The sequence below is a fragment of the Planobispora rosea genome, from assembly GCF_014648175.1.
Taxonomy (GTDB): domain Bacteria; phylum Actinomycetota; class Actinomycetes; order Streptosporangiales; family Streptosporangiaceae; genus Planobispora; species Planobispora rosea.
Window position 1 is genome coordinate 26,760 of the sequence record NZ_BMQP01000018.1, and the last position, 26,920, is coordinate 53,679.

Here is a 26,920-nt window from a genome sequence, read left to right on the forward strand (position 1 = left end):
CATATGGGTTGAGGCAGATACATGATGCATCATCTTCTGTCGGTGGCGCCGCCGGTCCCGGTTCGCCCGCCCCTGCCTCTGGAAGGACCCCTGCCATGCGTACTCCGCTGATCCCGCAGACCGACGTCCGCCGCGCCGCCGACCGGTTCACCACCGAGATCGGCTGGCTGGACTCCAAGCACTCCTTCTCCTTCGGCCACCACCACGACGCGGCCAACACCCACCACGGGCTGCTGCTGGTCAACAACGACGACGTCGTGCGCCCCGGGTTCGGCTTCGACACCCATCCGCACCGGGACATGGAGATCGTCACCTGGGTGCTGCAGGGCTCCCTGGTGCACCAGGACTCCGAAGGCCACAACGGCGTCATCTACCCCGGCCTGGCCCAGCGCATGAGCGCCGGGACCGGCATCCTGCACTCGGAGAAGAACGACTCCTGGCGCCTGGCCGGCGACGTCCACGACGAGCCGGTGCACTTCGTGCAGATGTGGGTGGTGCCCGACGAGGCCGGCATCACCCCCGGCTACGAGCAGCTGGAGATCGACGCCGAGCTGCTCGGCGGCGGTCTGGTGCCGGTGGCCTCCGGCATGGACAAGCACGGCGGGGCCGCGGCCATCCGCATCAAGAACCGCTACGCCGCGCTGTACGCCGCCCGCCTGCAGCCCGGACAGCACGTCGAGCTGCCCGAGGCGCCGTTCGTGCATCTGTTCGTCCCGCGCGGCACCGTCGAGCTCGAAGGCGCCGGGCGCCTGGAGACCGGCGACGCCGTGCGCTTCACCGCCACCGGCGGCCAGAGGGTCACCGCCGCCGAACCGGCCGAGATCCTGGTGTGGGAGATGCACGCCACCCTCGCCTAGAGCAGGATCGGCAGCAACAGCAGGAACCATACGGCCACCACGGCGACCAGCGTGCGCACCGTCGTGCTCACCGGTCGCCGGAGCCGGGGTCGGGGTCGAGGCGCCGCTCCAGCCGCTCGATGCGCTCGATGAGCGGTTGCACCTGCCGGCGCACGGCAGCGGCCAGCGCCTGCATGGGGTCGGCCCCGGCGGCGCCCCCGGCGGCCGTCCCGGTGGTGGGCACGGTCTGGGCGCGCAGGTGCACGTAGCCGGCCAGGGCGGCCGTCACGGCCCGGCGGGTCAGCCGGGGTTCGGCTCCCAGCGCCCGCAGCACCTGCCCGGCGACGCCGTCGGGCTCGGAGACCAGGCCGATCAGAAGGTGCTCGCACCCCACGTAGTTGTGCCCCAGCGCGGTCGCCTCCGTCACCGCCAGCTCGAGCGCACCCGCGGCCGGACGGCTGAAGTGCGCCGACGAGCCTTCACCGCCCCCTTCCTCCTCGGGGGGCGTCTGCCGCTCCAGGTCACGCCGCGCCTGAGCGGGATCGATCTCTATCGCCCGGAGCACGTGCAGCGCCAGGTTCTGGCCCTCGGTCACCATGGCGGCGAGCAGGTGCCCGGTCCCGACGTTCGGCGCGGCGTCGGCGCGCGCCTGGTCGATCGCCATTTTGATGACGGCGCGGGCTCGGGCGGTGAACTGGGGCAGCCGCTCGCTCAGGTCGTCGGACCCCAGCTCGCCCAGGGCGGTCTGCCGGATGGCGGTGATCCGGCGCACCGCCTGCTCCAGAGCCCGCTGGCAGACCGCCGACACCGGCACGCCGACGTCCTTGACCGCCTCCGCCAGTTCGTCCGGCAGGTAGATGTTGACCTTCGGCATGGACAACTCCGCCGTTCTATGGGGTTATTAAGGGGTTACGTCATATGTATAACCCTTACAAGCGATTCTTGTCCATACCTCATAACCCCATTATTGGCACTCTGTAGGCTCAGGGGTACGGCGACCGCCGTCCGACCGGCCGTACGGGAGGCGCGATGGGCAGCTCCACTGCGCGCGACGAGCGTCTGCGCCGCTACTGGGACAGGGCGTCCGCCTCCTATGACCGGCAGATGGACTTCTGGGACCGGAGACTGTTCGGTGACACCCGCTCGTGGATCTGCGGGCGGGCCCGCGGAGACACGCTCGAGGTCGCCGTGGGCACCGGCATCAACCTCCCCCTCTACCCCGCTGGGGTACGGCTGACCGGCATCGAGTGGAGCCCCGGGATGCTCGCCCGGGCCCGGCGCCGGGCCGCCGGCCTCGGCCTCGGGGCCGATCTGCGGGAGGGGGACGCGCAGGCGCTGGACTTCGGCGACGCCGCCTTCGACACGGTCGTGTGCACCTTCTCCCTGTGCGCGATCCCCGACCATCGGCGGGCGATCGCGGAGATGGTCCGCGTGCTCCGTCCCGGCGGGGTCCTGCTGCTCGCCGACCACGTGGCCGGATCGTCCTGGCCCGTGCGCGCGGCGCAACGCCTGCTGCAGGCGGTGACCGTGCCCATGGCGGGCGAGCACTACCTGCGCCGTCCCCTCGATCACCTCTCCGCCCACGGCCTGTCCGTCGAGCTCCGCGATCGCTTCAACCTGGGCATCGTGGAACGGCTGGCCGCCCGGAAGCCGGCCGGGCAGCCCCGGTGACGGCGGCGGGTGGGCCGCGGCCGGGAGACCGGACCCCGTTCACCGGCGACCGCGCACCCACCGCGTCACGAGGACTCCACCGTGGCGATGGGGAGACGGACGGTCAGCACGGTGCCGCCGCCTTCGCGCGGGCCCGCGGCGATCGTGCCGCCGTGGGCTTCGACGATGGCCTTGGTGATGGCCAGGCCCAGGCCGGTGCCCTTGATCCCGGCCTCGCGGGCGGTGGAGGCGCGGAAGAACCGGGAGAACAGCTGGCCGTACTGCTCGGGCGGGATGCCGATGCCGGTGTCGGAGACGGTGACCACCGCGCTCTGCCCGGCCGGGTCCGCGCCGCCGGAGTACGGATCACCGAGCTCCGCGAATTCCACAGGCTCCGCGTACTTCGCCAACCCCGCGGAGTACGGCGCGGCGGTGACGGTGACGGCACCCCCCTCGGGGGTGTACTTGATCGCGTTCGACAGCAGATTGTCCAGCACCTGGCGCAGCCGCAGCGGATCGGCGTGCACCGGCAGGGGCGGGGTCGTCTCGACGGAGACGGCCAGGCGCTTGGCCTCGGCGGCGCCGCGGTGGTCCTCGACCGCTTCGCGCACCAGCCGGGTCAGCGACACCGGGCGGGCCTCGACACTGATCTGCCCGGCGTCCAGGCGTGTCAGGTCCAGCAGGTCGTCGACCAGGTGCAGCAGGTGAGCGCTGGTGCGGTCGATGACGTCGGCGAACCTGCGCTGGGTCTCGGTCAGACCGGCGGTCTCCAGCAGCATCTCCACATAACCGCGGATGGTGCCGATGGGATTGCGCAGTTCGTGGCTGACCAGCGCCACCAGTTCGTCTTTCACCCGGTCGCGTTCGTCGGCCAGCCGGTGGCGTTCGGTGACGTCGGTGGAGATGCCGTCGACGAAGGTCTGCTCCCCCTCACGGCGAGGGGTGCCCCGTATCCAGATCCAGCGGGTGACGCCGTCCAGGCCGATGATGCGGAGCTCGGCCTGCGCCGGCCGCCCGGCGATCAGCTCGGCCCGGAAGCCCGCCCACAGCGCCCGGTCCTCGGGGTGGGTCCGCTCGCTGATCAGTATGCCCACGTTGACGTCTCCGGGCGGTTCGACCCCGAGCACGGTGCCGATGTTGGAGCCCCGGAACGTCGAGCGCAGTTGCCCGTCGGACGTGACCTGCGCCGTCCAGATGTTGTCGTCGAGCTGGGCGACGACCCGGGCGAAGTGGCGGCGGCTCTCGGCCAGATCCGTGGCCAGCTCCTCGGCGCGGCGCCGTTCCAGGTAGCGGCCCACGTGCGCGCAGGTGCCGTCCAGCAGGTCGGCCAGCTGGTCGTCGGGTTCCTGTACGGTGTCGGCGCAGAAGATCAGTACGCCGAGGACCTGCTCGCCGCTGCGCACCGGCAGGGCGATGGCCGCGCGCAGGCCCGCGTCCAGGGCGGCCTGTTTCAGCAGGAACGGCCGCGGCTCGGCGCCCAGATCGGGGATCCATGTCGTCTCACCGGTGTCCCAGACCCCTCCGGGCAGGTCCTCTCCGCGCCGGACGCGGGCGTGCCGGTCGCCGGCGAAGCCGGACACGTCCCGATCGGGCCGGCTCCACCAGCTGGTGCGGACCATGCTCTGCCGGTCGGTGGCGACCTGCCAGTACTCGCCGTAGGTCCATCCCAGCGCCCGCACCACCGCGATCAGCACCCCGGTGGCGGCCGCCTCGGCCGACGAGGCCTCGGCCAGGGCCTGGGCCACGGCGTGCTGGGCCTCCCGCTGCACCTGGACGCGGTGCTGGTCGGTGATGTCGCGCATGGCCAGCACCGCGCCCAGATGATGCCCGTCACGGGTGATGATGGGCCGGGCGTTGACCAGGCAGCGGCGCGCCCCCTGCCCGGGCGGGCAGATCATCACCTGCTGGCCGTCGACGTGCTCGCCCGCCAGGGCCCGGGCCAGCGGCACCTGTTCGGGACGGAGCCGGGTGCGCCCGTCGGGGGTGAACAGGTGGTAGGTCTCCGGCCAGGCCTCGGGAGGCACCGGTGAATCGGATATGTCTCCGTAGATCTGGCGCGTCGTCTGGTTGGTCACCGTCGCCCGGCCCCGGGCGTCACAGGCGACCACCCCCACGTCCAGGCTGTCCAGCAGCGCCTGCAGGAAGGTGCGCTCGGCCTCCAGCTGCCGCTGGGCCTCCTGCCGGGCGCTGATGTCGTGGACGAACGCGTGCACGGCCGTCGCGCCGCGGGCGTCGTCGTCCATCTGCAGGGTCATCTCGATGGGGAACTCCCGGCCGGAACGGTCGGCCACGACCAGTTCCACTCTCCGGTCGGGCAGCACACCGGGGCCGTGCTCGTACAGGACGCTCAGCCCTTCCCGGTAACGGCGGCGCAGCGCGGGCGGGGCGATCAGGTCGCTCACGTCGCGGCCGATGGCCTCCTCGGCGCTCCAGCCGAACAGCCGCTCGGCCGCGGCGTTCCACGCCCGCACCGTGGCGGTGCCGTCCAGGGAGATGAACGCGTCGTGCGCCCGTTCCAGGATCGACTGCAGGACGGCGCTCTCACCCAGCTGCGCCACTGATCCCATGAGCACCCTCCTGCGGCTTCCGGTCACACCATTACATCAAGTGCCCGGTCGCACACATTGTGTGCCGCAGGAGGAGGCGTGCCGTCACCCGGCCCGTCTGCGCCGCCAGAGCCGGAACACGGCCTGCACGGCCGCGAGCACCGCCGATCCCACCGCGCCCACCAGGGGTTCGCGTTCCTGCTCGGCGGTGGGACCGGGGTCGGGCGTGCAGGGCGTGGAGTCCCCGGCCCGGCAGGCCTCCAGCTGGGCGGCGAAGGCCAGGCCGAGGAACAGGGCCATCGAGCCGAGGAAGGACCACAGCAGCAGGGCCATCACGGCGGTGAGCGGGCCGTAGGTGGCGCCGAAGGTGCCGCTGTTGACCGTGTAGAGCGCCAGCAGGAACGTGAAGGCCGTCCACAGCACCAGGGCGACCAGCGCGCCGAAGGCCAGCCAGGTGTGGCCGGGCTGCCTGCGGCGCGGGGAGGCGCGGAACAGCACGGAGGTGGACAGCAGCGCCAGGACGAACCCGGCCGGCCACCGCACCAGGGCGAAGGCGTCCCTCATGCCCTCGTCCCAGCGGTAGACCTCGGCCAGGGCCCGGCCGATCGCGTCGCCGCCGACCATCGCGACGAAGCCCGCCGTCATGAAGGCGCCCGCGCTCAGCGCCAGCAGCAGGGCCCGGCCGTACTTGCGGTGGAAGGGACGGTCGCGCTCGACGCCGTAGATGCGGTTGGCCCCGCGCTCGATCTGCGCCATGGCGCTGGTCAGCGAGGCCAGGGCGGTGATCAGGCCGAGCCACAGGGCCAGGGTCCCGCCGGCCCGGCTCGCCTGCGCGTGACTGCCGCCGAGCACGTCCTGGACGGCCGCGACGCCGGGTCCGGGCGACAGGTGGCTCAGCGTCAGCCCCAGCACCCGGCCCAGTTGCTCCTGGCCGATCACCGAGCTCAGACCGACCAGGGCGATGGCGCCGGGGATGATCGACAGGCAGATCTGGAAGGCCAGCGCGCGGGAGTTGGTCAGGCCGTCGCCGTACCGGAACCGCGTGTAGGAGTCGCGGACCAGATGCCAGCCGCCGTACGCACGCAGTGTCGCCCAGGCGTGGTCGGCGGAGAGTTCTTCGCCGCTCATACTCCGGGTCTGCGGCACCTGTGTTGCGGTTCCCATATCGATGAGCAGGATGCCGGAAAAATCGTGAAATGCCCATTAAATCGAGAAACAGGGCGTCTTCGGCAGGGCCGGGATCACACGTCCCTCCGGCGCAGCAGGAGGACCGCGAGGCCCAGGGCGAGCGCCGCGTAACCGCACAGCACGGCCAGCCCCGCCCACGCAGGCAGGGGGTAGTAGCCGGCCGCCGGCACGTAGTGGTAGGTCACCTGCGGGTACCGCGGGATGCTCTGCAGGGCCGCGAAGGCCGCGGCCGGAGTGAGCCGGAGCAGCCACTGCGCCGCCTCCGCGGGCAGGACGGACGCGATCGCGAGGACGTGGGGAACGACGATCAGCACGATGGCCGCGGTGACGGCCGCGACGCCGCGCCGGAACAGCAGGCCCAGTGCCAGGGCGAGGACGGCGGTGGCGCCGAACAGCGCCGCGCATCCCGCGATGACGCGTATCTCGGTGAGCGTGCCCACCGGCAGGACGGGGGTGCCGCCCCCACGCAGGATCCGCGTGCCCAGCGGGACCGTGACCCCGGCCGCGGCGAGCCCGGCGACGGAGGCGACCGCGCCGATCACGACGGCCTTGGCCGCCGGTACCCGGCCGCGCCGCGGGCTGGCCAGCAGGGTGGTGCGGATCAGTCCTCTCCGGTACTCGGCGGTGACGAACGTCACCGCCACGACGATCACGACGATCAGCCCGATCACCACGCCGATGAGCGGAGTCTCGATCCTGGCGCCGTGCAGCAGGGGTGCGATGTCGCCGACTCCGGTCACGGTGAACGTGCCGCCGGACTCGGTGAGCCCGCCCGGATGGTGGGGTGAGCCGTCGGGCCCGATGGTGACCCCCACGTCCTGGCGGTTCCACCCGCCGCCGGAGGCCGTACCCTCCAGGCTGACCCGGTCGAAGACGGCGGTGACCTCGGCGAAGCGCTCCGCCGCACCGGAACGGCCCGTCGCCGTGATGTCGCCGGGGGACGTGGCGAACATCCCGATCCGCACCGTGTCCGGCAGCCCGGCCAGGCGGGCCGTGCCGACCACCGCCCAGGCGGCGCCGTCGGCGGACTCGTAGCCGGTCAGCGTGCCGCCGGTGCGGGTCAGCCGCAGCCAGCGCGGTGACTCCCCGGACACCTTGCCCGGCCGGCCGGCCGTGTCGTGGGTGAAGTCGTGCTGCATCCGCACCCCGTGCTCGCCGGTGACCATCACCGCGGCGTACGGTGATCCCTGCTCACCGCTCTCCTTGACGATGACTCCGGCCTTGGCCCACGGCACGACGCCGGGGACGACGTTCCGGACCCCGGGGATGGCGTCGGGCCGGCGGATCTGGCCGGTCATGGAGGTCACCCGGACGGTGATGGAGCCGTCCCCCGTCAGCTGCCGGTACACGAAGTAGAACTTGTCCTCCACCGCCTCACCGCCCGGGCCCGTCGGAGGGGCGGGGCAGGCGATCTCGGCCGAGCCGTTGCTGCACGTGGCGCGCATGCCCGTGGCGAGAAGCGCGCCGAGCAGTACGGTGACCAGCGCCGCGCCGCCCGTGGCGAGCACCCAGCCGCGGACGGTGCGGAACTTGGTCCACTCAGCGCGCAGCAGGCAGGCGAAGCCGTCGCGCCCGGCCCGCGGAGACGATCGGTACGGTGTGACGGTCCCGGTGCTCATCGTGCCGCCTCCCGTCCCCCGGCGGTGCCCCCGACGGGATCCGTCTCACCGATGAGATCCGTTTCTCCGGCGAGATCCATGTCCCTGGTGAGATCCATGTACGCCTCCTCGATCGTCGCCCGGTAGGCCGCCACCCCGGAGAACGGCACCGCGTCCGCGGTGAGCAGCGCCGTGACGCGCTCGGCCGCCAGCCCGGAGACGACGAGGGTGTCACGGCCGGTGGCGGCCACGGTGGCCCCGGCGTTCGCCAGCGCGGTCATCGCCGCCGGGCGGTCGGTGGTGCGCACCTCGACCCGGCGGGCCGAGGCGATCGCGATCAGATCGGCCACGCCGGCGTCGGCGACGGCCCTGCCGCGGCCGGCCACCACGAGATGGTCGGCGGTGTCCTGCAGCTCGCCCATCAGGCGGCTGGAGACCAGGACGGCGCGGCCCTCGGCGGCCAGCGACCGCAGCAGGCCGCGCATCCACACGATGTCCTCGGGGTCCAGGCCGTTGAACGGCTCGTCGAGCATGAGCACCGGCGGGTCGCCGAGCAGCGCCGCGGCGACCCCGAGCCGCTGCCGCACGCCCGCAGAGCAGCCACCCGCCCTGCGCCGGGCCGCGGTTCCCAGGCCGGCCAGCTCCACCACCTCCTCGACCCTCCGGGCGGTCAGGCCCTGGGAGTGGGCCAGCCAGAGCAGATGGCCGCGGCCGGTGCGGCCGGGTTGCAGCGCGCCGGCGTCCAGCAGCGCCCCCACGTGCCGCAGAGGGGGGCGCAGACTGCGGTACGGCCGGCCGCCCACCAGCGCGCTGCCCTCGTCGGCCGCGTCCAGGCCGAGGATCACCCGCATCGTGGTGGACTTGCCCGCGCCGTCGGGACCGACGAAGCCGGTGACCTGCCCCGGTCCCGCGGTGAACGACATCCCGTCCAGGGCGACGACCCGGCCGAACCGCTTGCGCAGCCCGGTGACTTCGATGATTGCCTCCATGCCTCGGCACCCTAGGCAGCGGCGGGGGCCGCGGTCGTCCCGGAGCGGAGCCATCTTCCCCGTCGCTCGTGTGCGGGATGCTCCGTCCCTCACGCGAGGGATGCCGGAGTCTCCCGCCGCGGGAACAATGATCCCCGTGGAACGAGCGCATGACCGGCGGCACGGGCGGGCCGCCCGCTGGGCCGGCGGGGGGCGGCGGATCGCCGCAGCCCCGCACGCTCCCGTCGTGGCCGCCGTCCTGCTCGCGGTGCTGGCGGTGGCCGAGTCGGTCACGCACGTCGCGGGCACGCCGCCCTCCTGGGCCGTCGGGGAGACCGTGAGCGCGCCTGCGGGGGAACCGGCCGGCGAGACGGTCGTGCGTCCTGCGGACGCGCCGCAGGACCGGGGTCCCGGCGCCCCGGCGCTTCTGGTGGTCTCCGGTCTGCTCGGCCTGGCCGGCACGCTGCCCGCGGCGCTCGCGCGGGCGCAGCCGGCCGTGGCCGCCGTCGCCGTCTCCGCGGCGGGCCTGCTGACACTGGCGGCCTTCCACACGCTGACCGCGGCGGGCGTGGCCGCGCAGCTGGTGTGCGGGTACCGGCTCGGCCGCGCCGGCTCGCAGCCGCTGGCCGTCCTGCTGGCGGTGCCGTTCGTGGCGGCCGCCCTGGCCGGTACGGCGCTCGGCGTGACGGACGTCCCCATCCTGCTGGCGGCCTGCCTGGCACCGGCGGCGGCCCTGGCCGGGATCGCCCGGCGGGCGCACACCCGGGCGCTGGGTGAAGACGCCGCCCGCCGGGCCATCGCCGACACCCTCCTGGAGCACACCGCGCGCGGTGAACGCGCGCGCATCGCCCGTGAGCTGCACGACATCGTCGCCCACCACATCTCCATGGTCGCGGTGCAGGCGGAGACCGCCCGGCTGACCACCCCGGGGATGCCCGCCGCCGGCGCGGAGCGGCTGTCGGCCATCGGCGACACCGCCCGGGCGGCGCTGACCGAGATGCGGCGGCTGCTCGGCGTGCTGCGCGAGGACGCGGGAGCCGAGGCGGCGGACCGGCGGCCCCAGCCGGGCCTGCGCCTGCAGGAGCTCAACGAACTGCTCGACGAGGCGCGGGAGGCCTCCGGGACGGGCACCCGCCTCATCCTGAGCGGTCCGCCGGTCCCGCTCGACCCCGGCGTCGAGCTCGCGGCCTACCGCATCGTGCAGGAGGCCCTGACCAACGCCCGGCGGCACGCGCCGGGCGCGGCCGTCGATGTGGAGCTGCACTACACCGGTGACGCGCTGCGCCTGGTGATCCGCGACAACGGGCCCGGTCCGGCCTCGGCGGCGCCGGGCGGGCAGGGGCCGTCCGGCGCGCGCGAACCCGCCACGGCCGCCGCCGGCCGGACCGGCGCGCGTGAAGGCTCCGCGGTTACCGGAGGCGGACACGGGCTGTCCGGCATGCGCGAGCGCGCCATGGCCGTCGGCGGCGGGTTGCGCGCCGGTCCGGCCGCCGGCGGCGGCTTCCTCGTCGAGGCCCGTCTGCCGGCCCGGGACGGGGTCCCCGGAACGCCGATCAGGGGCGGGGTGCCCGGACTGCCGGCCGGGGGCGGGGTGTCCGGATGAGCGTCTCTCCCCCGGCGGTCCGGATCGTCGTCGCCGACGACCACCTGGTGGTCCGTACCGGGTTCGCCGCGCTGCTCGACACCCAGCCGGACTTCACCGTCGTGGCGACCGCCTGTGACGGGGCCGAGGCCGTCCGGGTCTGCCGCGAGCTCTCCCCCGACGTCGTCCTGATGGACGTGCGCATGCCGGGCATGGACGGCATCGAGGCCACCAGGCGGCTCGCCGTCTCGGCGGAGGCCGGGCCGCGCGTGCTCATCCTGACGACCTTCGACCTGGACGAGTACGTCTACGACGCGCTCCGCGCCGGGGCCAGCGGGTTCCTGCTCAAGGACGTCACCGCCGAGCGGCTCTTCGACGCGGTGCGCGTCATCGCCGCCGGTGAGGCCCTGCTGGCCCCGGCGGTCACCCGCCGCCTCATCGGCGAGTTCACCCGCCTGCGGGCCCGGACCGTCGCCGCAGCCGACGCCCCGGTCTCGACCGCCCTCGCGGCGCTCACCCCCCGCGAGACGCAGGTCCTGCGCCTGGTCGCCGAGGGCCTGTCCAACCCGGAGATAGCCGGCCGGCTGACGGTCACCGAGGAGACGGTGAAGACCCATGTGAGCCGCGTGCTGAACAAGCTCGGGCTGCGCGACCGGACGCAGGCGGTCATCGCCGCCTACGAGACGGGCTTGGTCGTCCCCGGCTCCCGGGGGCCGGGGCGTTCCGCCTGAGAGGGCGTCCCGCCCACCGGGGGCGACGAGGCAGACCGTTCCCCGCCCTTCATCACATGCCCGGGAACGTCCATCTCCATGGGACAGAACCCGATGTCCGCCGGAGCCGCCTTCGGCGTGGGCCGATGTCCGAGCAGCCGGACCGGTTCACCGGCCCCCTCATCCGGCTGTCCGGATAACCGTTTGCCCGCCGCGGCGGCCGCCTGTTCTACTCGTGATCAGTGGATCCGTCTGCCGAGGAGGCGAAATGAGGCACACGTTCATGTCCAGCCGAAACACCCTGATCACCCATGCGAAGGACATGACGTTTGTCGGCCTCATCACCATCGAGACCATCATCGAGGAGGGCGGCCCCCGGTAGGCACGCCCTCGGTTTCCACCGGTTCCGTTTCCGGCGGCTCCGTTCCCTCTGGCCGGGACCCGGCCCCGCCGTACTGCTGGCTCTCGCCATCGCGGTCACGACGGCCCTGCCGCTGGCGGCGCCGCAGCTCACCCGCCGGTTCGTCGACGACGCGGCCGCCGGCGCCGGCACCGACCGGCTCACGCTCATCGCGCTGGGCTACCTCGGCCTGGCCGTCGCCGGGCAGGCCGCCCGGATCCTCACCGCCTGGCTGGCCGCCCGACTGGCCTGGACCGGGACCGACCGGCTGCGTGAACGGCTGGCCGGGCACGCGCTCGGCCTGGACATGGCCTTCCACGGCAGGCACACGCCCGGCGAGATGATCGAGCGGGTGGACGGCGACGTCGCCGCCGTCGCCGGTTTCGTCGTGGCGTTCCTGCTGGACGTGGTGGCCGGTGTGCTGCTGCTGTGCGGCGTGATCGCCGTGGTGACGGCCACCGTCGACCCGGGCGTCGGCGCGGTCCTGCTGGCCTACTGCGCCCTGATCGGCCTCGGCATGGTCCGCGCGCAGCGGCTGGCCGTCCCGTCCGCCACCCGGGCGCGGGAGATGAACGCCGCGCTCTCCGGTTACCTGGAGGAGCGGCTGGCCGGGGCGGAGGACCTGCGCGCCAACGGCGCCGGCGAGCACGCCGTCCGCCGGTTCCACCAGCTCAGCGCCGCGCTGTGGCGGGCCGAGCGGCACGGGGACGCGGTGGGCAGCTCCGTGCTGGCCGCCACCGGCGTGGCGTTCGCCGCCGGCACGGCGCTGATGCTGGCCCTGTCGGGCACGCTCAGCGCCGGGACCGCGGTACTGCTCCTCCAGTACACGCTGATGATCCGCACGCCGTTCGAGCGGCTGGTCAACCAGTTGCGCCACTACCAGACGGCCCTGGCCGGGCTGGGGCGCATCGGCGACCTGCTGGCCGTACGGAACACCGTGCCCGAGCCCTCCCCCGCCGCGGAACTGCCCGGCGCCGGGCCGCTCAGTCTGGAGCTGGACGCCGTCGACTTCGCCTACGGCGATGACGAACCGGTGCTCGCGGGCGTCACGATCCGTCTCGCGCCGGGCGAGACGCTCGGCCTGGTGGGCCGTACCGGCAGCGGCAAGAGCACCATCGCCCGCCTGGTGGCGCGCCTGTACGACCCGACGGCGGGGACCGTCCGCGTCGGGGGCCTGGACCTGCGTGAGGCCGACACCGCGTCGGTACGCAGGCGGATCGGCATGGTCACCCAGGACGTGCAGGTCTTCACCGCCACCGTCCGCGACAACCTCACCCTGTTCCGGCCGTACCCCGGCGACGACCGCCTGCTGGAGGCTCTCGCCGAGGTGGGGCTGGACGACTGGGACCTCGACGCCGAGCTCGGCACGGTCTCGGCCGGGGAGGCGCAGCTGCTGGCCCTCGCACGGGCCTTCCTCGCCGACCCCGGCCTCGTGGTGCTCGACGAGGCCTCCAGCCGGCTCGACCCGGCCACCGAGCGCCGCGTCGACCTCGGCATCACCCGGCTGCTGACCGGTAGGACCGGCGTGCTCATCGCGCACCGGCTCGCGTCGTTGTCGCGCGTGGACCAGATCGCCGTCGTGTCCGACGGGAAGATCATCGAGTACGGCAGGCGCGAGGACCTGCTCGCCGACCCGGCCGGCCACTTCGCGCGGATGCTCGCGGGGGTACGCCGATGAGACCACTGATGAAAGTGGCCGCCGCGCTGGCCCGCTTCGAGCTGCGCCGCTACCTCGTCGGCGGTCTGCTGTGGCTGCCGGCCAGCGTCCTGCCGCTGGCCGGCGGGCTGATCCTGCAACAGCTGTTCGACCACCTCGTCGCCGGCCGGGTGCCGCTGCTGCTGTGCGCGGCCTTCGCGGGGATCGAACTGGTCCGCGGCGTGACGATCGTCATCGCCTGGACCTACGGAGACTACTGGTGGAGCGCGGCGGCGGCCCTGCTCCGGGCCAACGTGCTGCGCTCGGTCCTGGCCGGGCGGGGACGGGCGCCGCGCTCCCCCGGTGAAGGGCTCTCCCGGCTGCGCGACGACACGGGCGACGTGGTGCAGTTCGTCGACGAGTCCGTACCGCTGGCCGGGGCCGTGCTGTTCAGCACCGCCGCCCTGACGATCATGGCGTCCATCGACCCGGCCGTCACGCTGGTCCTGGTCCTGCCGGTGATCGCGGTCGGGGTGCTGAGCCGCCTGCTGAACCGGACGATCAGGCGGCTGCACCGGCACTCCCGCGCTCTCGGCGCGGCCGTCACCGGCCACCTCGGCGAGATCTTCGGCGGCGTGCTGGCGATCAAGACCGCCGGGGCCGAGGAGGCGGCGCTGGAACGCCTGCGCCGGCACAACCGCCTGCGCCGCGAGGCGGCGGTCAAGGACCGGCTCGCGACCGACCTGCTGGACGCCGCGACCGGCGCGACCGCCGAGATCAGCATCGGTCTGGTCCTGCTGCTGGCCGCCCCCGCCATGCGCCGCGGCGACTTCACCGTGGGCGACCTGGCACTGTTCACCACCTATGTCGGATGGCTGACCGCGCTTCCGCGGACCATCGGCGTGATCATGTCGCGGATGCCCCAGGCCGGTGTCTCCGTCGAGCGGCTCACGCAGCTGATGGGGCCGGAAGAGGACCTGTCCCGCGACACCGGCGCCCGGCTCCACCGGGACCACCCCGCCGCGCCCCGCCCGGCCCACGACGATCCGCTGCGGGTGCTGCGGGCCCGGGGACTCACCACCGGGCACGGCCTGCACGGGGTGGACCTGGAGGTCAGACGGGGATCGTTCACGGTGATCACCGGTGCGGTCGGTTCCGGCAAGACGACACTGGTGCGCGCCCTGCTCGGGCTGGAACCGCTGACGTCCGGGACGATCCACTGGAACGGCGGGCCGGTGACCGACCCCGGCCGCTTCCTGGTGCCCGGCCGGACCGCCTACGTCGGGCAGGTGCCACGGTTGTTCTCCGCCTCCCTGCGGGAGAACCTTCTGCTCGGCCGGCCCGCCGACCACCTGGAGCGGGCGCTGGAACTGGCGGCGTTCGACCGCGACCTGGCCGGGATGCCCGATGGCCTGGACACGGTCGTCGGCCCCCGGGGCGTGCGGCTCTCGGGCGGCCAGGCACAGCGGGTGGCCGCCGCGCGGGCCCTGGTCCGCACCCCGGATCTGCTCGTGGTGGACGACCTGTCCTCGGCCCTGGACGTGGAGACCGAGCGGCAGCTGTGGGAGCGGATCACCGGAGCCTGCACGCTGCTGGTCGTCTCCCACCGGCCCGCCGTACTGGCGCGGGCCGATCAGGTCATCGTCCTGGACCGGGGCCGGGTGACCGGCCGGGGCCGGTTGGAGGAACTGCTGGAGACCTGCCCGGAGATGCGGCGGCTGTGGTCGCTCACCCCGCTGGAGGAGCCGCGCCCCTCGGCCGGGGCGAGAGCGGCGGCCATACAGGCCGACGCGCCCGGCGACCACGGAGATCACCCTTCTTCAAGACTCACGGTGACAGACTGATGACTATCAGTAACAAAGGGGGGGAAGCCGGTGCCGTACGGCAATGAGAGCAACGAGACTCGGGCGCACGACTGGCGGCCGTACCTGACCGCCGGTGCGGCCCTCGCGGCCACCGCCGTCGTCATCGCCGCGTTCGCCGTGGACTCCGGCAGATACGGATCGGCCGGATCCGCGATGGCCCCGCCCGCGGCCGCCGGGCTCCTGGAGCGGCCCGCCCCCCGGGCCACCGGGCTCCCGGCCCTCCCGCTCCTGCCGCAGCTCGCCTCCGCCGTCCCCGCCGCCGTGGCCGCCGAACCGCCGCCCGGGCCGGAGCCGCGGAAGCCGTCCGGCCGCTCCGGCCTGCCCGTCCTCCCCTCCGGGCACGGGACGGACGTACGCGCGCCCGCCGTCCAGAACGGCGGGCGGCAAGGAGTGGACCGGCGGCCGGGGCAGGCGGCCGGAAGGGACGACGACCGGCCGGCCACCCGCGCCGGGCGCGCCGGCCACTCCGAACGGCCCGGCCGGAACCGGGCCGCCGCCCGCTCCGGGCACCGGTCCCAGACCGCCCGGCCGGCGAAGGACACGGCCCGCCCGGCGGAGACCGGCCGGCGCCCGTCCGGCGGGACACATGAGACCACCGGCCGTCCCGCCCGGCCCAGCAGGCCCGACAGGAGCACCTCCTGCGCCCGCATCCCCCTGACCGACGTGCGCTATCCCTACTGCGGCACTTCCTGGAGCACGTCCGAGGGGCGGGGGCTCGTCGAGACCATCCTGCGGTTCGTCGCCCCACGACGCGGCCAGCGGTGAGAGGCCGTCGCCGGAGACCCGCCCCGGCGACGACGCCGTCGGCCGGCAGGACCGGGAAACATCCCGCCCGCCCACCGGCCGGGACCCCCGGCCGTCACCGGCCGAGGGCCGCCGGATAGGTCACCTCCGCCAGCAGGCGCTGCCCCGCGGTGTTCGGGTGGAAGTAGTCCCACGGGCTCACGTGGGACAGCTCGAACGGATAACCGAACACCGCACCGCCGTCATAGCGGCACATGACCTGCTCGGCGCAGACCCCGGCCAGCACCGCGTTGAAATCGGCCACCCGCTGGCGCACCCGCGCGCGCCGGTCCACATCGGCCTGGTCGGTCGAGCGCGGCCTGGCCAGCAGCGACTGGCAGATCCCGAACGCCGCCCACGCCGCGCGGGCCGACGAGTCATCCTTGCCGACCTCCCACAGCCGCCCGACGTCGGGGATGCTCGCCACGAAGATCGACGCCTCCGGCAGGCCCGTGACGAGCGTCCGCATCGCCGTACGGAACGACGCCTCGAAATCCGCCACCGATGTCATGCCCGCCTCCGAGGAGGTGCAGGCGTCGTTGGCGCCCATCAGGATCGTGACGTAGCCGGCCCGCTGCGAGACGGCCTGTTCCGCCTGTCCGGGCAGATCGGCGATTCTGGCCCCCGAGCGCGCGTCGTTGTAGGCCACCAGAGAGGAATCGTCGGCCCGCAGGCGCAGGTAGTGGCTGTTGACCCGCGCGCTGGTGCCGGTGGACCACGACCTGGAGGGGCAGTCGACGTAGAAGCCGCAGGCGTTGAACCCGCGGGTGATGGAGTCGCCCAGCGACGCCATCACGGTCTGCGCGACCGCGACCGGGGCCGTCCGGACGGCCGCCGGGCCCCGGGCCGGCGCACCGCCGGCCGCGTGCGCCGGGACCGGCGCCACGGCCATCACCCCGGCGAGGGCCGTCAGAAGGACGAGGATCCGGCGCGGGACGTTCATACATGCCTCCTCGGGCTGTCTCCCCCGATCGGCTCATCGCTCAAATGTCCGCCCGCACCACGAGCTTGACAAGCCGACATCACACACCCGTTACCCGCCAGTAAGGTCGGTTCCCGGGTCCCGGAGTCTCACGACCCGGACGGATGCAGCCGCATCCGCAGCCGGACCCGTGAGCCGTCCGGCCCCTGATGGATGTTGAGCTGGTCACACAACTGGCTCATCAGCCACAACCCGAACCCGCGCGAGGCGCCCCTCTCCGGGCGGCCGCGCACCGCGTCCTGCGGCTTCAGGCTGCCCACGCTGTCGGTCACATCGACCGTCAGGAAGGAGTCGTCCTGCCAGATCGACACGGTGCCGCTGCCTCCGCCGTGCTCCAGCACATTGATCGCCGCCTCGTTCGCGGCGATCAGCAGGTTGTCCAGCCGCTCCCCGCTCAGCCCGGCACGGGTCGCGGAAAGCTGAATGCGCTCGCGCAGCCCCGCGAGGTCAGAGGTGATCGGCCAGCGCCGATCGCCGGTGGCGGTCATGATCCCTCCTGCCGGGGCCCCACGGCTATCGCGACCGGAGAAAGTCGACCGCGTCCGGCACCGTGGGCACCACCCTGAAGAAGTGCATCAGCCCCGTCGTACGGAAAATCCTGATCAGGCGCGGCTGCATGCCGGCCAGGGCCACCACCCCGCCCCGCTCGCCCACCAGCGTGCGCAGTCCCAGGAAGACCCTGATCCCCGTGGAGTCGCAGAAGCTCAGATGGGTCAGGTCCACGATGAGGTCGCGACCGTCGGCCGGTAACGCCTCGACGATGTCCTGACGCAACTGCTCGGCATTGGTGTAATCCAGCTCCCCCGCCAGCGCCAGTACGGCCACCCGCTCCAGTGCCCCCTCGGGGACGACGGCGAGCTCGACGGCAACGGTCACCGGGACACCTCCGGCCTCCCTCGGATCCAGCCACGCAGCGGCGGCAGAGACCCCGCCGGCACCCCTCCCGCCGGCGAACCCCGAGCCCTGCTCACCGCCTCCAGGGTGTCACGATCCATCCACCAGTGGGAGTCATTCCCTTGTCATCACCCCCGCGCTCACCCCCCAGTCGGCGAACGGTCCGTCGCCACCCGCACCGCCAGCCCGCCCAGCACGGTGCCCATCACGTACCGCTGCACGCGCGCCCACAGCGGCCGCCCGGAGAAGAACGCCGCCACCGACCCCGCGGCCAGCACGATCATCCCGTTGACCATCACCGCGATCACCACCTGGGTCATCCCCAGCAGCACGCTCTGCAGGGCGACGTCACCCCGCGCGGGATCGACGAACTGCGGGAGCAGCGACACGTACAGAATCGCGATCTTGGGGTTGAGCAGGCTGGTCATCAGCCCCATGGCGAAAAGCCTGCGCGGCCGGTCCACCGGCAGCCGTCCCGGCGCGAACACCGCCCGCCCACCGGGCCGCACCGCCTGCCACGCCAGCCACAGCAGGTAGGCCGCACCGGCGAGCTTGAGCGCCGTGTAGGCCGCAGGAACCACCGCGAAGACCGTCGCGATCCCCGCCGCGGCCGCCACCACGTACACCAGGAAGGCCGTGCCGACACCGGCCAGGGAGATCAGCCCCGCCGCCCGCCCCTGCGTCACCGACCGCGACACCAGATAGATCATGTTCGGGCCCGGGGTGAGAACCATGCCCAGGGCGACCACCGTGATCCCGAGAACCGCACTGACAGACACCATGAACACATCGTGATCAACCCTTCGGTCCCCCGAAAACGGCCAATTCCCGGTAGTGGCCCTTAACCGCGGGCCCGTCTTCCTCTCGCTGCGGTCGGAGCGATGAGTGGATCCAAAAAATCTCCTGCCTTTACAATGTAGATTAACATCGCGGGATAAGATCGGGCGGGTGAGCCTGCCCGCCGTACCCGAGTCGCCCGATCCCGCCATCGAGCCGGCGCGCGACCCCTACCGGGTGTACCTCGACTCCCTCACCAGCGCCGAGTCCCGCCGCACCATGCGCGGCTGCCTGGACCGCCTGGCCGCCCTCGTCTCCGGCGGAGAGGCCTCCTCCGGCGCGGGCCGGCCCTGGCACCTGCTGCGCTACGAGCACACCGTGCGCCTGCGCGCCCTCATGATCGAGCGCGGCTGGTCCCCCGCCTACGTCAACAAGCACCTCGTCGCGCTGCGCCGGGTGCTGCGCGAGGCCTGGCGGCTCGGCCAGATGACCGCCGAGGACTACCAGCGCGCCGCCGACCTGCCGACTCTCGACCACACCCGGCTGCCCACCGGCCAGCACGTCCCCGCGGAGGTCGTGGGCGCGGCCCTGGCCGCGTGCGACGGCGACGACTCCCCCGCCGGAGTCCGCGACGCCGCGCTGCTCGCGGTGCTCTACTCCACCGGCTGCCGTCGCGCCGAGATCGCCGGGCTGACGCTGGCCGACTACGACCCCGGGGCACGCTCACTGCGGGTGCGCGGAAAGCGTGACAAGGAACGCATGGTCTATCTCACCGCCCAGGCCGTCGGGCGGATGGAGCGGTGGCTGGCGGTACGGGGCCGGCCCGCCGGAGCCCTGTTCTGCCCCATCAACAAGCACGGGTTCCTGCGGATGCGCGGGGGCGGGCCCGCCCCGATGACCGGGCAGGCCGTCGCCGACATCCTCACCCGGCGGCTGGCCCAGGCCGGGGCCATGCCGCGCACCCCCCACGACTTCCGGCGGACCTTCATCGGCGAGCTGCTCGACGCGGGCGTGGACCTGGCCACCGCCCAGGCCCTCGTCGGCCACTCCTCCCCCGCCACCACGGCCCGCTACGACCGGCGCCCCGAACGGCGCCGCCGCGAGGCCGTCGACCGGATCACCCTGCCGGCGTCCCGGCCACTGTGAGAACGCCCGCCTTGTGAACACGCCCGCCTCGGCGCCGGAGGCCGGCCTTCAGCCGCCCTCCGGGGTCAGGGAGTCCAGCCAGCGGGTCAGGCGGGCGCCTTGGCGGGTCATGACGTCGGGGTCGCGCAGGGCGTTGGCCAGCAGGGACATGCCCTGGTAGCCGGCGACGAGGGTGAGGGCGAGGTCGTCGGAATCGGGCAGGCCCAGCTCACGGAACTGGGCTCCGGCCCAGTCCAGCAGCTGCCGGATGGCCCGGCCTGCCTCCTGGTCGAGGGTGCCGTCGGCGCGTTTGTCGAGCTCGACGGCGAGGGTGCCGGTGGGGCAGCCGTAGCGGGCGGCCACATCGCGCTGCTCGATCCAGGCGGCGACCAGGGCCTTGAGGCGCTCGCGGGGGTCGGGGAGCCGGTCGAGGCGGCCGGTGAGCTCGGCCAGGTGGCCGGTGTGCTCGGCCAGGGCGGCCTGGACCAGGTCGTCCTTGGTCTTGAAGTAGTAGTAGACGTTCCCGACGGGCACGTCGGCGGCTCTGGCGATGTCGGCGATGGTGGTGCGCTCCACCCCCTGCTCGTGCAGGACGCGGGCGGCCGCGGCCGTCAGCCGCCGCCGCTTGTCGGTGCTCCGTCCCCGGGATGCCGCTGAGTCAGTCACCCGACTGACTATAGACAACCGTCCTGGGCCGCATGCTAGGGTCTTACTTAGTTAGTCAACTTACTTAGGAGATTGACATGATCGTGGTGACAGGCGCGACCGGCAACGTCGGGCGTTCGCTCGTGCAGGCGCTGGCGGCGACCGGTGAGCCGGTGACGGCGACGTCCCGGGCGATCTCGGAGACGGACGTGCCGGAGGGCGTCCGGCACCTGCGGGCGGACCTGGCCGACGCCGAGAGCCTGCGCCCCCTTCTGGACGGCGCCGACGCGCTGTTCCTGCAGAACGGCGGGCCCAGCGCGCACTCGCTCAGCCCGCAGGACATCCTCGACGTCGCCAGGACCGGCGGAGTCCGGCGGGTGGTGCTGCTGTCCTCCCAGGGCGTCGCGACCCGGCCGCAGTCGGCCTCCCACGGAGTCCTCATGCGGTCCATCGAGGACGCCGTCCGGCAGTCGGGCATGGACTGGACGATCCTGCGGCCCGGCGGGTTCGCCTCCAACGCCTACGCCTGGGCCGAGTCGGTCCGCACGGCGCGGACCGTCGCCGCGCCGTTCGGCGACGTCGGCCTGCCGGTCATCGACCCGGCCGACATCGCCGGGGTCGCCGCGGCGGCGTTGCGCGAGGACGGCCACGCCGGGCAGGTCTACGAGCTGACCGGCCCCGCCCCCGTCACGCCCCGGCAGCAGGCCGAGGCGATCGGCGACGCCATCGGCGAGCCGGTCCGGTTCGCCGAGCAGACCCGCGACGAGGCCCGCGCGCAGATGCTGCGGTTCATGCCCGGACCCGTGGTGGAGACCACCCTGTCCATCCTCGGCGAGCCCACCGCCGCCGAACGGCGCGTCAGCCCCGACGTCGAACGCGTCCTCGGCCGCGCGCCCCGTCCCTTCACCGACTGGGCCCGGCGCAACGCCGCCGCCTTCCGCTGAGCCGATCCGTGATCGGCCCGCCCGTTCCGGCCGTCCGGCCGATCACGGAAAATTTCTTCTCTCCCTTGTCGATTCCGGCGGGGGCCGTACGTCATAGAGGCGCGGGACACAGACCCGGACATCGAAGGGAGATTCCATGAGATACGTGCTGCTGGCCGTCGGGGACGAGAAGCCCTGGGCGGAGGCCGGGCCGGCCGAGCGGGAGGAGATCTACGCCCGGTGGGGCCGCTTCGAGGAACTGCTGACGGCCAGGGACGCGGGCCGGGGCGGCAACGAGCTGGCCCCGTCCGGCACCGCCACCACGGTCAGGAAGACCGGCGGCAAGGCGGTCGTCACCGACGGCCCCTACGCGGAGGCGGTCGAACAGATCGGGGGATACGTCACGATCGAGGCCGCGAGCATGGACGAGGCGATCGAGTTCGCCGAGGCGTGCCCGTCGGAGATCGTGGAGATCCGTCCCGTTCCGGATCAGGGGTAGGGAACCGTGAAATACGCACTGCTGCTGTACGGCAACGAGAAGGCCGGGGCCTCCGCCACCGAGGAGCAGATCAAGGAGGCCTACGCCGCGCACGGCCGGTTCACCGAGATGCTCACCGAGCGCGGGGCCTACCTCGGCGGCGAGGCGCTCGACTTCTCCTCCGCCGCCGTCACCCTGCGCGAGGGCGCGGGCGGGACGCTGCGCACCGACGGCCCCTACGCCGAGACCGTCGAGCACCTGGGCGGTTTCTACCTCGTGGAGGCCAGGGACCTGGACGAGGCGATCGAGTTCGCCACGGCCTGTCCCGAGGAGATCGTGGAGATCCGTCCCGTGGTCGAATACCAAGGGTGAGTGCGAGCATGACAGCGGTCGAGCAGGCGTACCGGGAGCACTGGGCACGCCTGCTCGCCCTCCTCACCGCCGAGGTCCGCGATCTGGACCTGGCCGAGGAGGCCCTGCAGGACGCCTTCGCCGCGGCCGTCTCGGCCTGGCCCCCGGTGCCCGGCAACCCGCCCGCCTGGCTGCTCACCACGGCGCGCCGGCGTGCGCTGGACCGGCTCCGGCGCGGCGCCCTCGCGGCCAGGAAGCTGCCGCTGCTGATCGTCGACGACCCGGAGCCGCCCTCCGTCATCCCCGACGAGCGGCTCCGGCTGATCTTCACGTGCTGCCACCCGGCCCTGTCCATGGACGCCCGGGTGGCCCTCACGCTGCGCTGCGTGGGCGGCCTGACCACACGCGAGATCGCCCGGATGTTCCTGGTGCCCGAGGCCACCATGGCCGCCAGGATCACCCGCGCCAAGAAGAAGATCGCCCAGGCGGGCATCCCCTACCGCGTCCCGGCCGGGCCGGAGCTGGCCGAGCGCCGCGACGGGGTGCTGGCGACGGTCTACCTGATCTTCACGGAGGGGTACGCGGCGACGGGAGGGGACCGGCTCATCCGCGCCGACCTCGCCGCCGAGGCGGTCGCGCTGGGCCGGATGCTCCGCGAGCTGCTGCCCGCCGACCCCGAGGTGGACGGGCTGCTGGCACTGATGTTGTGCCACCACGCCCGGCGCGACGCCCGGCTCGGCCCCTCGGGCGAGCTGATCCGCCTGCCCGACCAGGATCGCTCCCGCTGGCACCGGGAGGAGATCCACGAGGCGCTGTCGCTGCTGGCGGCGGTCTCGGAGCGGGCAGATCCGAGAGGAGCGGGATCGGGGCAGACGGAATCAGGAGGAGCCTCCGGCGGGGATCCTTTCCCCGGCCCCTACCTGCTGCAGGCCGCGATCGCCGCCGAGCACGCGGCCGCCGTACGCGCGGAGGACACCGACTGGCCCGCCATCGCCCGCCTCTACGGCGAGCTGGAGCAGATCACCGGCTCCGCGGTGGTCCGGCTCAACCGTGCCGTGGCGGTCGCCGAGGCCTCCGGGCCCGGGGACGGGCTGAAGCTCCTCGACGGGCTGGACCGCATGCTGGGCCGCCATCACCTGCTCCACGCCACCCGCGCGGAGTTCCTGCGCCGCCTGGGCCGGGAACGGGAGGCCCTGGACGCCTACGAGCGGGCGCTGGAGGTCGTCGGCACCGACCCGGAGCGGGCGTTCCTGCTGTCCCGCCGGGCGGATCTGTCCATCCGGTGAGGGACGACCCACCGGTGAGCGCCCGGCCACCGCGCTGGGCCGGCACCCCGGAACGCGTCACCTGCGCCGTCGTCACTGCGGGGCCTTCGATTGTCGGCCCCGGTCGTCATACTGCGGGCATGGTGACATGGCAGCAGTTCGAGAGCGAGGCCGGAGACCTCGCCTCCGCGGTGCGGGCCCGGTTCGAGGCGGCGGAGAGCCACGTCCTGGCGACGTTGCGCAAGGACGGTTCACCCCGCGTGAGCGGGAGCGAGGTCGCGTTCCAGGGACCGGACCTGATGTTCGGCTCGATGGCGGGCGCGGTCAAGGCGCTGGACCTCCGGCGCGACGGCCGGTGCGCGATCCACGCCCACCCGAACCCCGATCCGAAGCAGGGCGGGGACGCCAAGGTCTCCGGGGTCGCGATCGAGGTGAGCGGCCCCGGGGACGATGCCGGGCACACCACCGAGGCGCAGCCCCCGGACGGCTCCCACGCCTTCCGCCTCGACCTCCGCGAGGTCGTGCTCACCTCCGTCGAGGGCGACGAGCTCGTCATCCGGTTCTGGCGCCCCGGCCGGCCGGTGGAGGTCGTCCGGCGCAAGTGATCCCCGCCCCGCCGCGGACCCGTCCCCGGTGGGAACGGGTCCGCGGCGGACCGCCTCATGCGGGGGCGCCCGGTCCTGAGGTGAGCTCCTTGTAGAAGAAACTGCAGTCCTTCAGGGAGCCGTCCGGCGAGGCGGCGTAGGCGGGGACGATCCCGTAGCGGGTCCAGCCCTCGGCGAGATAGAGGTGCTCCGCGGCGCTGGCGGTCTCGGTGTCCAGGATCAGGAGGGTGATCCCGGCCGCTGCGGCGGCCGCCTCGGCGGTGGCCAGCAGGGCGCGGGCCAGCCCCCTGCCGCGCGCGCCGGGGTGGACCATCAACTTGACGATCTCGGCGCGGTGCCGTCCGTTGGGCTTGCCGGTCAGGGCCAGGCTGACGGTGGCGTTGATGCCGCCGGCGTCGCGGCAGACCCAGACGGCGAGGCTCCCGTCGGCCACCGCCGGAGCGCGGGTCCGCCACCAGGCGGCCGCCGCCTCCTGGTCGAAGGGGCTCACGAAGCCCAGCGAGGCGCCGTCGGCCACGGTGTCGGCCAGGAGCGCGGCGAGCTCCCCGACGCTGCCGGAGAACTCACCGGCGGACAGGCGGTCGACGGTGCCGATGGAGGTGCTGCTCACGGAGGGGATCCTTTCCGGGTGGGGCGGGTGAAGGCGGCGCGGCGGCGCAGGGGGGAGCCGCTCGGGGCGGGAAGCCGGTGGGGGAGCCGCTCACGGCAGGACGACCAGCAGCACGTAGCGCGCCGGGCCGGAACCCAGGCAGCGGAACCGCGAGCGGCCCCACAGCCGGAAGCGCAGGCAGTCCCCGGCCGCCAGCTCGTGCGCGCGGCCGTCGGCGGTGATCTCCACCGCCCCCTCCAGCACCCAGATGTGCTGTTCCAGCCCCGGGACCGGCGGCCCGTCGTAGGCGATGTCCGCACCCGGGCGGAGGTTTCCCTCCACGACCTCGCCCCGCAGGCCCGGGTGGGGCGGGGAGACCGACCTGCGCTCGAAACCCGACGCCTCGTCCCGCCACACCGTCTGCGTTCCGGCCCGCACCACCTGCGGCGGCTCCGGCTCCACCTCGGCCAGCAGCCGCGACATCGTGCGCCCGTAGACCACGCACAACCTGCCCAGCAGCGCCGCGGTCGGGCTGATCTCACCGCGTTCCAGCCGCGACAACGTCGATCGGCTGATCTCCGACCGCCGTGCCAGCTCCTCCAGCGGCCAGCCCCGCTCCGCCCTCAGCTCCGCCAGGCGTGCGGCCAGCCGGGCCTCCACGTCGTCCCCCGGGGCCGGAGTCGTGGAGTCCTCAACGTTTCCCATATATGAGAAAATATCTCATAAATCGGGTCATCTTCCCTTCATGTCGGAGACCTGACCGGCATGACGGAGACCGGCCCGGCGCCGGTCGCGCCACGCGTTCAGCGGGGCAGGGCCCGGCGCCTGCGCTCCAGGAAGTCGCGCTCGGCCGCGTTCCCGGTACGGGCCATCGCCGCCTCGTAGGCGACCGCCGCCTCTCCGACGCGGCCCAGGCGCCGGAGAAGCTCGGCCCGGACGGCGTGGAACGAGTGGTAGCCGTCGAGGTCGAGGCCGTCGACCAGGGCGAGCGCCGCCTCCGCTCCCCGGGTCTCGGCCACCGCGACCGCGCGGTTGAGGGCGACGACCGGAGTCGGGCTGCAGGAGAGCAACTGGTCGTACAGCCGCACGATCTGCTCCCAGTCCGTGGCGGCCGCGGACGGCGCGTCGCTGTGCACGGCGTTGATCGCCGCCTGGATCTGGTACGGCCCCGGCCGGCCGCGCCGCAGGCACCGCCGGACGATGGCCTGGCCCTCGGCGATGAGGTCACGGTCCCACAGGCCCCGGTCCTGGTCGGCCAGGAGCACGAGGTCACCGTCCGGGGTGGTACGGGCGGCCCGGCGCGACTCGATGAGCAGCATGAGGGCGAGCAGGCCCATGACCTCCGGTTCGTCGGGCATGAGCTCGGCCAGGAGCCGCCCGAGGCGCACGGCCTCGGCGCAGAGGTCGTCGCGGGCGAGCGACTCCCCCGAACTGGCCGTGTACCCCTCGTTGAAGATCAGGTAGATCACGGCCAGCACCGCCCGGAGCCGGTCCGGGAGGTCGGCCTCGGCCGGGACCCGGTAGGGGATGCGCGCGTCGCGGATCTTCCCCTTGGCCCGGACCAGCCGCTGTGCCATGGTCGCCTCGGGCACCAGGAACGCCCGCGCGATCTCGGCGGTGGTGAGCCCGCCCAGGAGCCGCAGCGTCAGGGCGACCCGGGCGCCGACGGCGAGCGCGGGGTGGCAGCAGGTGAAGATCAGGCGGAGGCGGTCGTCGCGCACGGGACCCTCCTCGGGTGGTTCGTCATGGGCGTGCAGCAGGGCCGCCTGGGCATGCCGGTCCTCCCGGGACGCCTCCCGGCGCAGGCGGTCGATCGCCCGGTTGCGGGCGGTGGTGATGATCCACCCCGCCGGGCTGGGCGGCGGCCCGTCGGACGGCCACCGCCGTACGGCCTCGGTGAACGCGTCCTGGATCGCCTCCTCGGCGATGTCGATGTCACCGAAGCGGCGGACGAGAACGGCCACCGCGCGGGCGTATTCGCGGCGGAACACGTCCTCGATCTCCGAGGCGGGAAGGACCGGCATACCGATGATCAGCCCTCGGCCTCGTCGTGGAACGGCCGGACCTCGATCGGGAGGGTGGTCACCTCGCTGAGCCTGCGGCCCCATTCGAGCGCGGCGTCGAGATCCGGCGCCTTGATGACCGTGAACCCGCCGATGTGCTCCTTGCCCTCGGTGTACGGGCCGTCGGTCATGAGCGTCTCACCGTCCCGGGCACGCACCACGGTGGCCGTGCTCGGCGGGTGCAGCCCACCGGCGAAGACCCACGCGCCCGCGGCCTTGATCTCCTGGTTCAGGGCGTCGAGGTCGCGCATCACCCTCTCCAGGAAATCGGGCGGAGGCGTCCCTCCGTCGGGCTGGTAGATGTTGAGCAGATACTGCTTCATCTCGGTCCCTTCCTGAACGTCGGCGCGCGGCCGTACGGTCTCCCGATCCGCCGGTGCGGCCGGCGCCGTCTTCGGTCTCTCACCCTCTACACGAACGGCTCCGGCCCGAATCGACAGGAGACACGAGCGCGTCCCGGA

The 26,920-nt window shown here is 73.5% G+C and carries 26 protein-coding genes and 1 pseudogene; 13 read left to right on the forward strand and 14 right to left on the reverse strand.

Annotated elements, in window-relative coordinates:
- The first annotated feature begins 95 nt into the window (after nt 1-95).
- Nucleotides 96-857 (forward strand): pirin family protein, encoded by a 762-nt coding sequence (locus IEZ08_RS19175; RefSeq protein ID WP_068923542.1) that lies wholly within the window; start codon nt 96-98, stop codon nt 855-857.
- A 67-nt stretch (nt 858-924) separates the two neighbouring features.
- On the opposite strand, the gene IEZ08_RS19180 is transcribed toward IEZ08_RS19175, so the two are convergent.
- On the reverse strand, nt 925-1,710 hold the full coding sequence (locus IEZ08_RS19180; RefSeq protein ID WP_189242607.1) for a Clp protease N-terminal domain-containing protein: 786 nt from the start codon (nt 1,708-1,710) through the stop codon (nt 925-927).
- 155 nt (nt 1,711-1,865) lie between these two features.
- Between IEZ08_RS19180 and IEZ08_RS19185 the strand changes: the two genes are divergently transcribed.
- Nucleotides 1,866-2,507 carry a class I SAM-dependent methyltransferase gene (locus IEZ08_RS19185; protein WP_068923540.1) on the forward strand — a complete coding sequence of 214 codons (642 nt, stop codon included), beginning with the start codon at nt 1,866-1,868 and terminating at the stop codon, nt 2,505-2,507.
- Between the two features lie 65 nt (nt 2,508-2,572).
- On the opposite strand, the gene IEZ08_RS19190 is transcribed toward IEZ08_RS19185, so the two are convergent.
- The 4 genes from IEZ08_RS19190 to IEZ08_RS19205 all read right to left on the reverse strand — a co-directional run bounded on the left by IEZ08_RS19190 (nt 2,573) and on the right by IEZ08_RS19205 (nt 8,807).
- Entirely contained in the window at nt 2,573-5,053 is a 2,481-nt protein-coding gene (locus IEZ08_RS19190; protein ID WP_068923539.1) for a PAS domain S-box protein, read from the reverse strand.
- Between the two features lie 84 nt (nt 5,054-5,137).
- Nucleotides 5,138-6,160 (reverse strand): YihY/virulence factor BrkB family protein, encoded by a 1,023-nt coding sequence (locus tag IEZ08_RS19195; protein ID WP_229803282.1) that lies wholly within the window; start codon nt 6,158-6,160, stop codon nt 5,138-5,140.
- 113 nt (nt 6,161-6,273) lie between these two features.
- Nucleotides 6,274-7,839, reverse strand: a complete 1,566-nt coding sequence (locus IEZ08_RS19200) for an ABC transporter permease subunit (RefSeq protein WP_068923538.1) — start codon at nt 7,837-7,839, stop codon at nt 6,274-6,276.
- A complete protein-coding gene (locus tag IEZ08_RS19205; RefSeq protein ID WP_189242608.1) occupies nt 7,836-8,807 on the reverse strand; it encodes an ATP-binding cassette domain-containing protein in 972 nt (323 codons plus the stop codon). The genes IEZ08_RS19200 and IEZ08_RS19205 overlap by 4 nt, the downstream gene beginning before the upstream one ends.
- A gap of 136 nt (nt 8,808-8,943) precedes the next feature.
- Between IEZ08_RS19205 and IEZ08_RS19210 the strand changes: the two genes are divergently transcribed.
- The 5 genes from IEZ08_RS19210 to IEZ08_RS19230 all read left to right on the forward strand — a co-directional run bounded on the left by IEZ08_RS19210 (nt 8,944) and on the right by IEZ08_RS19230 (nt 15,744).
- The gene (locus IEZ08_RS19210) at nt 8,944-10,389 is read left to right on the forward strand and encodes a sensor histidine kinase (protein ID WP_203863457.1); all 1,446 of its coding nucleotides are present in this window, start codon (nt 8,944-8,946) and stop codon (nt 10,387-10,389) included.
- Nucleotides 10,386-11,099 (forward strand): response regulator, encoded by a 714-nt coding sequence (locus IEZ08_RS19215; protein WP_068923536.1) that lies wholly within the window; start codon nt 10,386-10,388, stop codon nt 11,097-11,099. The genes IEZ08_RS19210 and IEZ08_RS19215 overlap by 4 nt, the downstream gene beginning before the upstream one ends.
- A gap of 308 nt (nt 11,100-11,407) precedes the next feature.
- Nucleotides 11,408-13,156 carry an ABC transporter ATP-binding protein gene (locus IEZ08_RS19220; protein WP_068923535.1) on the forward strand — a complete coding sequence of 583 codons (1,749 nt, stop codon included), beginning with the start codon at nt 11,408-11,410 and terminating at the stop codon, nt 13,154-13,156.
- Nucleotides 13,153-14,958 (forward strand): ABC transporter ATP-binding protein, encoded by a 1,806-nt coding sequence (locus IEZ08_RS19225; protein WP_084780090.1) that lies wholly within the window; start codon nt 13,153-13,155, stop codon nt 14,956-14,958. The genes IEZ08_RS19220 and IEZ08_RS19225 overlap by 4 nt, the downstream gene beginning before the upstream one ends.
- 30 nt (nt 14,959-14,988) lie before the next feature.
- Nucleotides 14,989-15,744: a hypothetical protein gene (locus IEZ08_RS19230; protein WP_068923534.1), complete on the forward strand. Its 756-nt coding sequence runs from the start codon at nt 14,989-14,991 to the stop codon at nt 15,742-15,744.
- A gap of 94 nt (nt 15,745-15,838) precedes the next feature.
- Here IEZ08_RS19230 and IEZ08_RS19235 read toward each other — a convergent pair whose 3' ends face one another.
- The 4 genes from IEZ08_RS19235 to IEZ08_RS19250 all read right to left on the reverse strand — a co-directional run bounded on the left by IEZ08_RS19235 (nt 15,839) and on the right by IEZ08_RS19250 (nt 18,420).
- Nucleotides 15,839-16,705, reverse strand: a complete 867-nt coding sequence (locus tag IEZ08_RS19235) for an SGNH/GDSL hydrolase family protein (protein ID WP_068923533.1) — start codon at nt 16,703-16,705, stop codon at nt 15,839-15,841.
- Between the two features lie 128 nt (nt 16,706-16,833).
- Nucleotides 16,834-17,232 (reverse strand): ATP-binding protein, encoded by a 399-nt coding sequence (locus IEZ08_RS19240; RefSeq protein ID WP_068923532.1) that lies wholly within the window; start codon nt 17,230-17,232, stop codon nt 16,834-16,836.
- A 25-nt stretch (nt 17,233-17,257) separates the two neighbouring features.
- The gene (locus IEZ08_RS19245) at nt 17,258-17,620 is read right to left on the reverse strand and encodes an STAS domain-containing protein (RefSeq protein WP_068923531.1); all 363 of its coding nucleotides are present in this window, start codon (nt 17,618-17,620) and stop codon (nt 17,258-17,260) included.
- Nucleotides 17,621-17,778: 158 nt separating this feature from the next.
- Entirely contained in the window at nt 17,779-18,420 is a 642-nt protein-coding gene (locus IEZ08_RS19250; protein ID WP_189242609.1) for a LysE family translocator, read from the reverse strand.
- Nucleotides 18,421-18,586: 166 nt separating this feature from the next.
- Here IEZ08_RS19250 and IEZ08_RS40280 point away from each other — a divergent pair, with 166 nt between their 5' ends.
- Entirely contained in the window at nt 18,587-19,561 is a 975-nt protein-coding gene (locus IEZ08_RS40280) for a tyrosine-type recombinase/integrase (RefSeq protein ID WP_068923530.1), read from the forward strand.
- A 48-nt stretch (nt 19,562-19,609) separates the two neighbouring features.
- Here IEZ08_RS40280 and IEZ08_RS19260 read toward each other — a convergent pair whose 3' ends face one another.
- Entirely contained in the window at nt 19,610-20,206 is a 597-nt protein-coding gene (locus IEZ08_RS19260) for a TetR/AcrR family transcriptional regulator (protein WP_068923529.1), read from the reverse strand.
- 77 nt (nt 20,207-20,283) lie between these two features.
- On the opposite strand from IEZ08_RS19260, the gene IEZ08_RS19265 reads away from it, so the two are divergent.
- The 5 genes from IEZ08_RS19265 to IEZ08_RS19285 all read left to right on the forward strand — a co-directional run bounded on the left by IEZ08_RS19265 (nt 20,284) and on the right by IEZ08_RS19285 (nt 23,807).
- Complete coding sequence (locus tag IEZ08_RS19265; protein ID WP_189242610.1) at nt 20,284-21,129, forward strand: NAD(P)H-binding protein; 846 nt, start codon at nt 20,284-20,286, stop codon at nt 21,127-21,129.
- Between the two features lie 136 nt (nt 21,130-21,265).
- The gene (locus IEZ08_RS19270) at nt 21,266-21,607 is read left to right on the forward strand and encodes a YciI family protein (RefSeq protein WP_068923527.1); all 342 of its coding nucleotides are present in this window, start codon (nt 21,266-21,268) and stop codon (nt 21,605-21,607) included.
- Nucleotides 21,608-21,613: 6 nt separating this feature from the next.
- Complete coding sequence (locus IEZ08_RS19275; RefSeq protein WP_068923526.1) at nt 21,614-21,958, forward strand: YciI family protein; 345 nt, start codon at nt 21,614-21,616, stop codon at nt 21,956-21,958.
- A gap of 8 nt (nt 21,959-21,966) precedes the next feature.
- Nucleotides 21,967-23,223, forward strand: coding sequence for an RNA polymerase sigma factor (locus IEZ08_RS19280; RefSeq protein WP_189242611.1), 1,257 nt, complete (start codon nt 21,967-21,969; stop codon nt 23,221-23,223).
- Nucleotides 23,224-23,342: 119 nt separating this feature from the next.
- The gene (locus tag IEZ08_RS19285) at nt 23,343-23,807 is read left to right on the forward strand and encodes a pyridoxamine 5'-phosphate oxidase family protein (RefSeq protein WP_068923524.1); all 465 of its coding nucleotides are present in this window, start codon (nt 23,343-23,345) and stop codon (nt 23,805-23,807) included.
- A 55-nt stretch (nt 23,808-23,862) separates the two neighbouring features.
- Here IEZ08_RS19285 and IEZ08_RS19290 read toward each other — a convergent pair whose 3' ends face one another.
- The 4 genes and pseudogenes from IEZ08_RS19290 to IEZ08_RS19305 form a co-directional block, all read right to left on the reverse strand.
- Nucleotides 23,863-24,417, reverse strand: coding sequence for a GNAT family N-acetyltransferase (locus IEZ08_RS19290; RefSeq protein WP_229803284.1), 555 nt, complete (start codon nt 24,415-24,417; stop codon nt 23,863-23,865).
- Between the two features lie 90 nt (nt 24,418-24,507).
- The gene (locus IEZ08_RS19295) at nt 24,508-25,101 is read right to left on the reverse strand and encodes a helix-turn-helix domain-containing protein (protein WP_068923523.1); all 594 of its coding nucleotides are present in this window, start codon (nt 25,099-25,101) and stop codon (nt 24,508-24,510) included.
- A gap of 494 nt (nt 25,102-25,595) precedes the next feature.
- A pseudogene (locus tag IEZ08_RS19300) lies at nt 25,596-26,504 on the reverse strand (RNA polymerase sigma factor); the annotation flags it as partial.
- Nucleotides 26,429-26,782 (reverse strand): YciI family protein, encoded by a 354-nt coding sequence (locus IEZ08_RS19305; protein ID WP_068923521.1) that lies wholly within the window; start codon nt 26,780-26,782, stop codon nt 26,429-26,431. The gene IEZ08_RS19305 and the pseudogene IEZ08_RS19300, both read right to left, overlap by 76 nt.
- Nucleotides 26,783-26,920 lie beyond the last annotated feature (138 nt).

What these genes read in the sequence shown, in the direction of transcription:
- IEZ08_RS19270 (WP_068923527.1), top strand. Translation starts at nt 21,266, where the DNA reads ATGAGATACGTGCTGCTGGCCGTCGGGGACGAGAAGCCCTGGGCGGAG.
- IEZ08_RS19205 (WP_189242608.1), bottom strand. Translation starts at nt 8,807, where the DNA reads ATGGAGGCAATCATCGAAGTCACCGGGCTGCGCAAGCGGTTCGGCCGG.
- IEZ08_RS19235 (WP_068923533.1), bottom strand. Translation starts at nt 16,705, where the DNA reads ATGAACGTCCCGCGCCGGATCCTCGTCCTTCTGACGGCCCTCGCCGGG.
- IEZ08_RS19175 (WP_068923542.1), top strand. Translation starts at nt 96, where the DNA reads ATGCGTACTCCGCTGATCCCGCAGACCGACGTCCGCCGCGCCGCCGAC.
- IEZ08_RS19200 (WP_068923538.1), bottom strand. Translation starts at nt 7,839, where the DNA reads ATGAGCACCGGGACCGTCACACCGTACCGATCGTCTCCGCGGGCCGGG.
- IEZ08_RS19295 (WP_068923523.1), bottom strand. Translation starts at nt 25,101, where the DNA reads ATGGGAAACGTTGAGGACTCCACGACTCCGGCCCCGGGGGACGACGTG.
- IEZ08_RS19240 (WP_068923532.1), bottom strand. Translation starts at nt 17,232, where the DNA reads ATGACCGCCACCGGCGATCGGCGCTGGCCGATCACCTCTGACCTCGCG.
- IEZ08_RS19190 (WP_068923539.1), bottom strand. Translation starts at nt 5,053, where the DNA reads ATGGGATCAGTGGCGCAGCTGGGTGAGAGCGCCGTCCTGCAGTCGATC.
- IEZ08_RS19215 (WP_068923536.1), top strand. Translation starts at nt 10,386, where the DNA reads ATGAGCGTCTCTCCCCCGGCGGTCCGGATCGTCGTCGCCGACGACCAC.
- IEZ08_RS19195 (WP_229803282.1), bottom strand. Translation starts at nt 6,160, where the DNA reads ATGAGCGGCGAAGAACTCTCCGCCGACCACGCCTGGGCGACACTGCGT.
- IEZ08_RS19185 (WP_068923540.1), top strand. Translation starts at nt 1,866, where the DNA reads ATGGGCAGCTCCACTGCGCGCGACGAGCGTCTGCGCCGCTACTGGGAC.
- IEZ08_RS19305 (WP_068923521.1), bottom strand. Translation starts at nt 26,782, where the DNA reads ATGAAGCAGTATCTGCTCAACATCTACCAGCCCGACGGAGGGACGCCT.
- IEZ08_RS19280 (WP_189242611.1), top strand. Translation starts at nt 21,967, where the DNA reads ATGACAGCGGTCGAGCAGGCGTACCGGGAGCACTGGGCACGCCTGCTC.
- IEZ08_RS19250 (WP_189242609.1), bottom strand. Translation starts at nt 18,420, where the DNA reads ATGGTGTCTGTCAGTGCGGTTCTCGGGATCACGGTGGTCGCCCTGGGC.
- IEZ08_RS19285 (WP_068923524.1), top strand. Translation starts at nt 23,343, where the DNA reads ATGGTGACATGGCAGCAGTTCGAGAGCGAGGCCGGAGACCTCGCCTCC.
- IEZ08_RS19265 (WP_189242610.1), top strand. Translation starts at nt 20,284, where the DNA reads ATGATCGTGGTGACAGGCGCGACCGGCAACGTCGGGCGTTCGCTCGTG.
- IEZ08_RS19180 (WP_189242607.1), bottom strand. Translation starts at nt 1,710, where the DNA reads ATGCCGAAGGTCAACATCTACCTGCCGGACGAACTGGCGGAGGCGGTC.
- IEZ08_RS19225 (WP_084780090.1), top strand. Translation starts at nt 13,153, where the DNA reads ATGAGACCACTGATGAAAGTGGCCGCCGCGCTGGCCCGCTTCGAGCTG.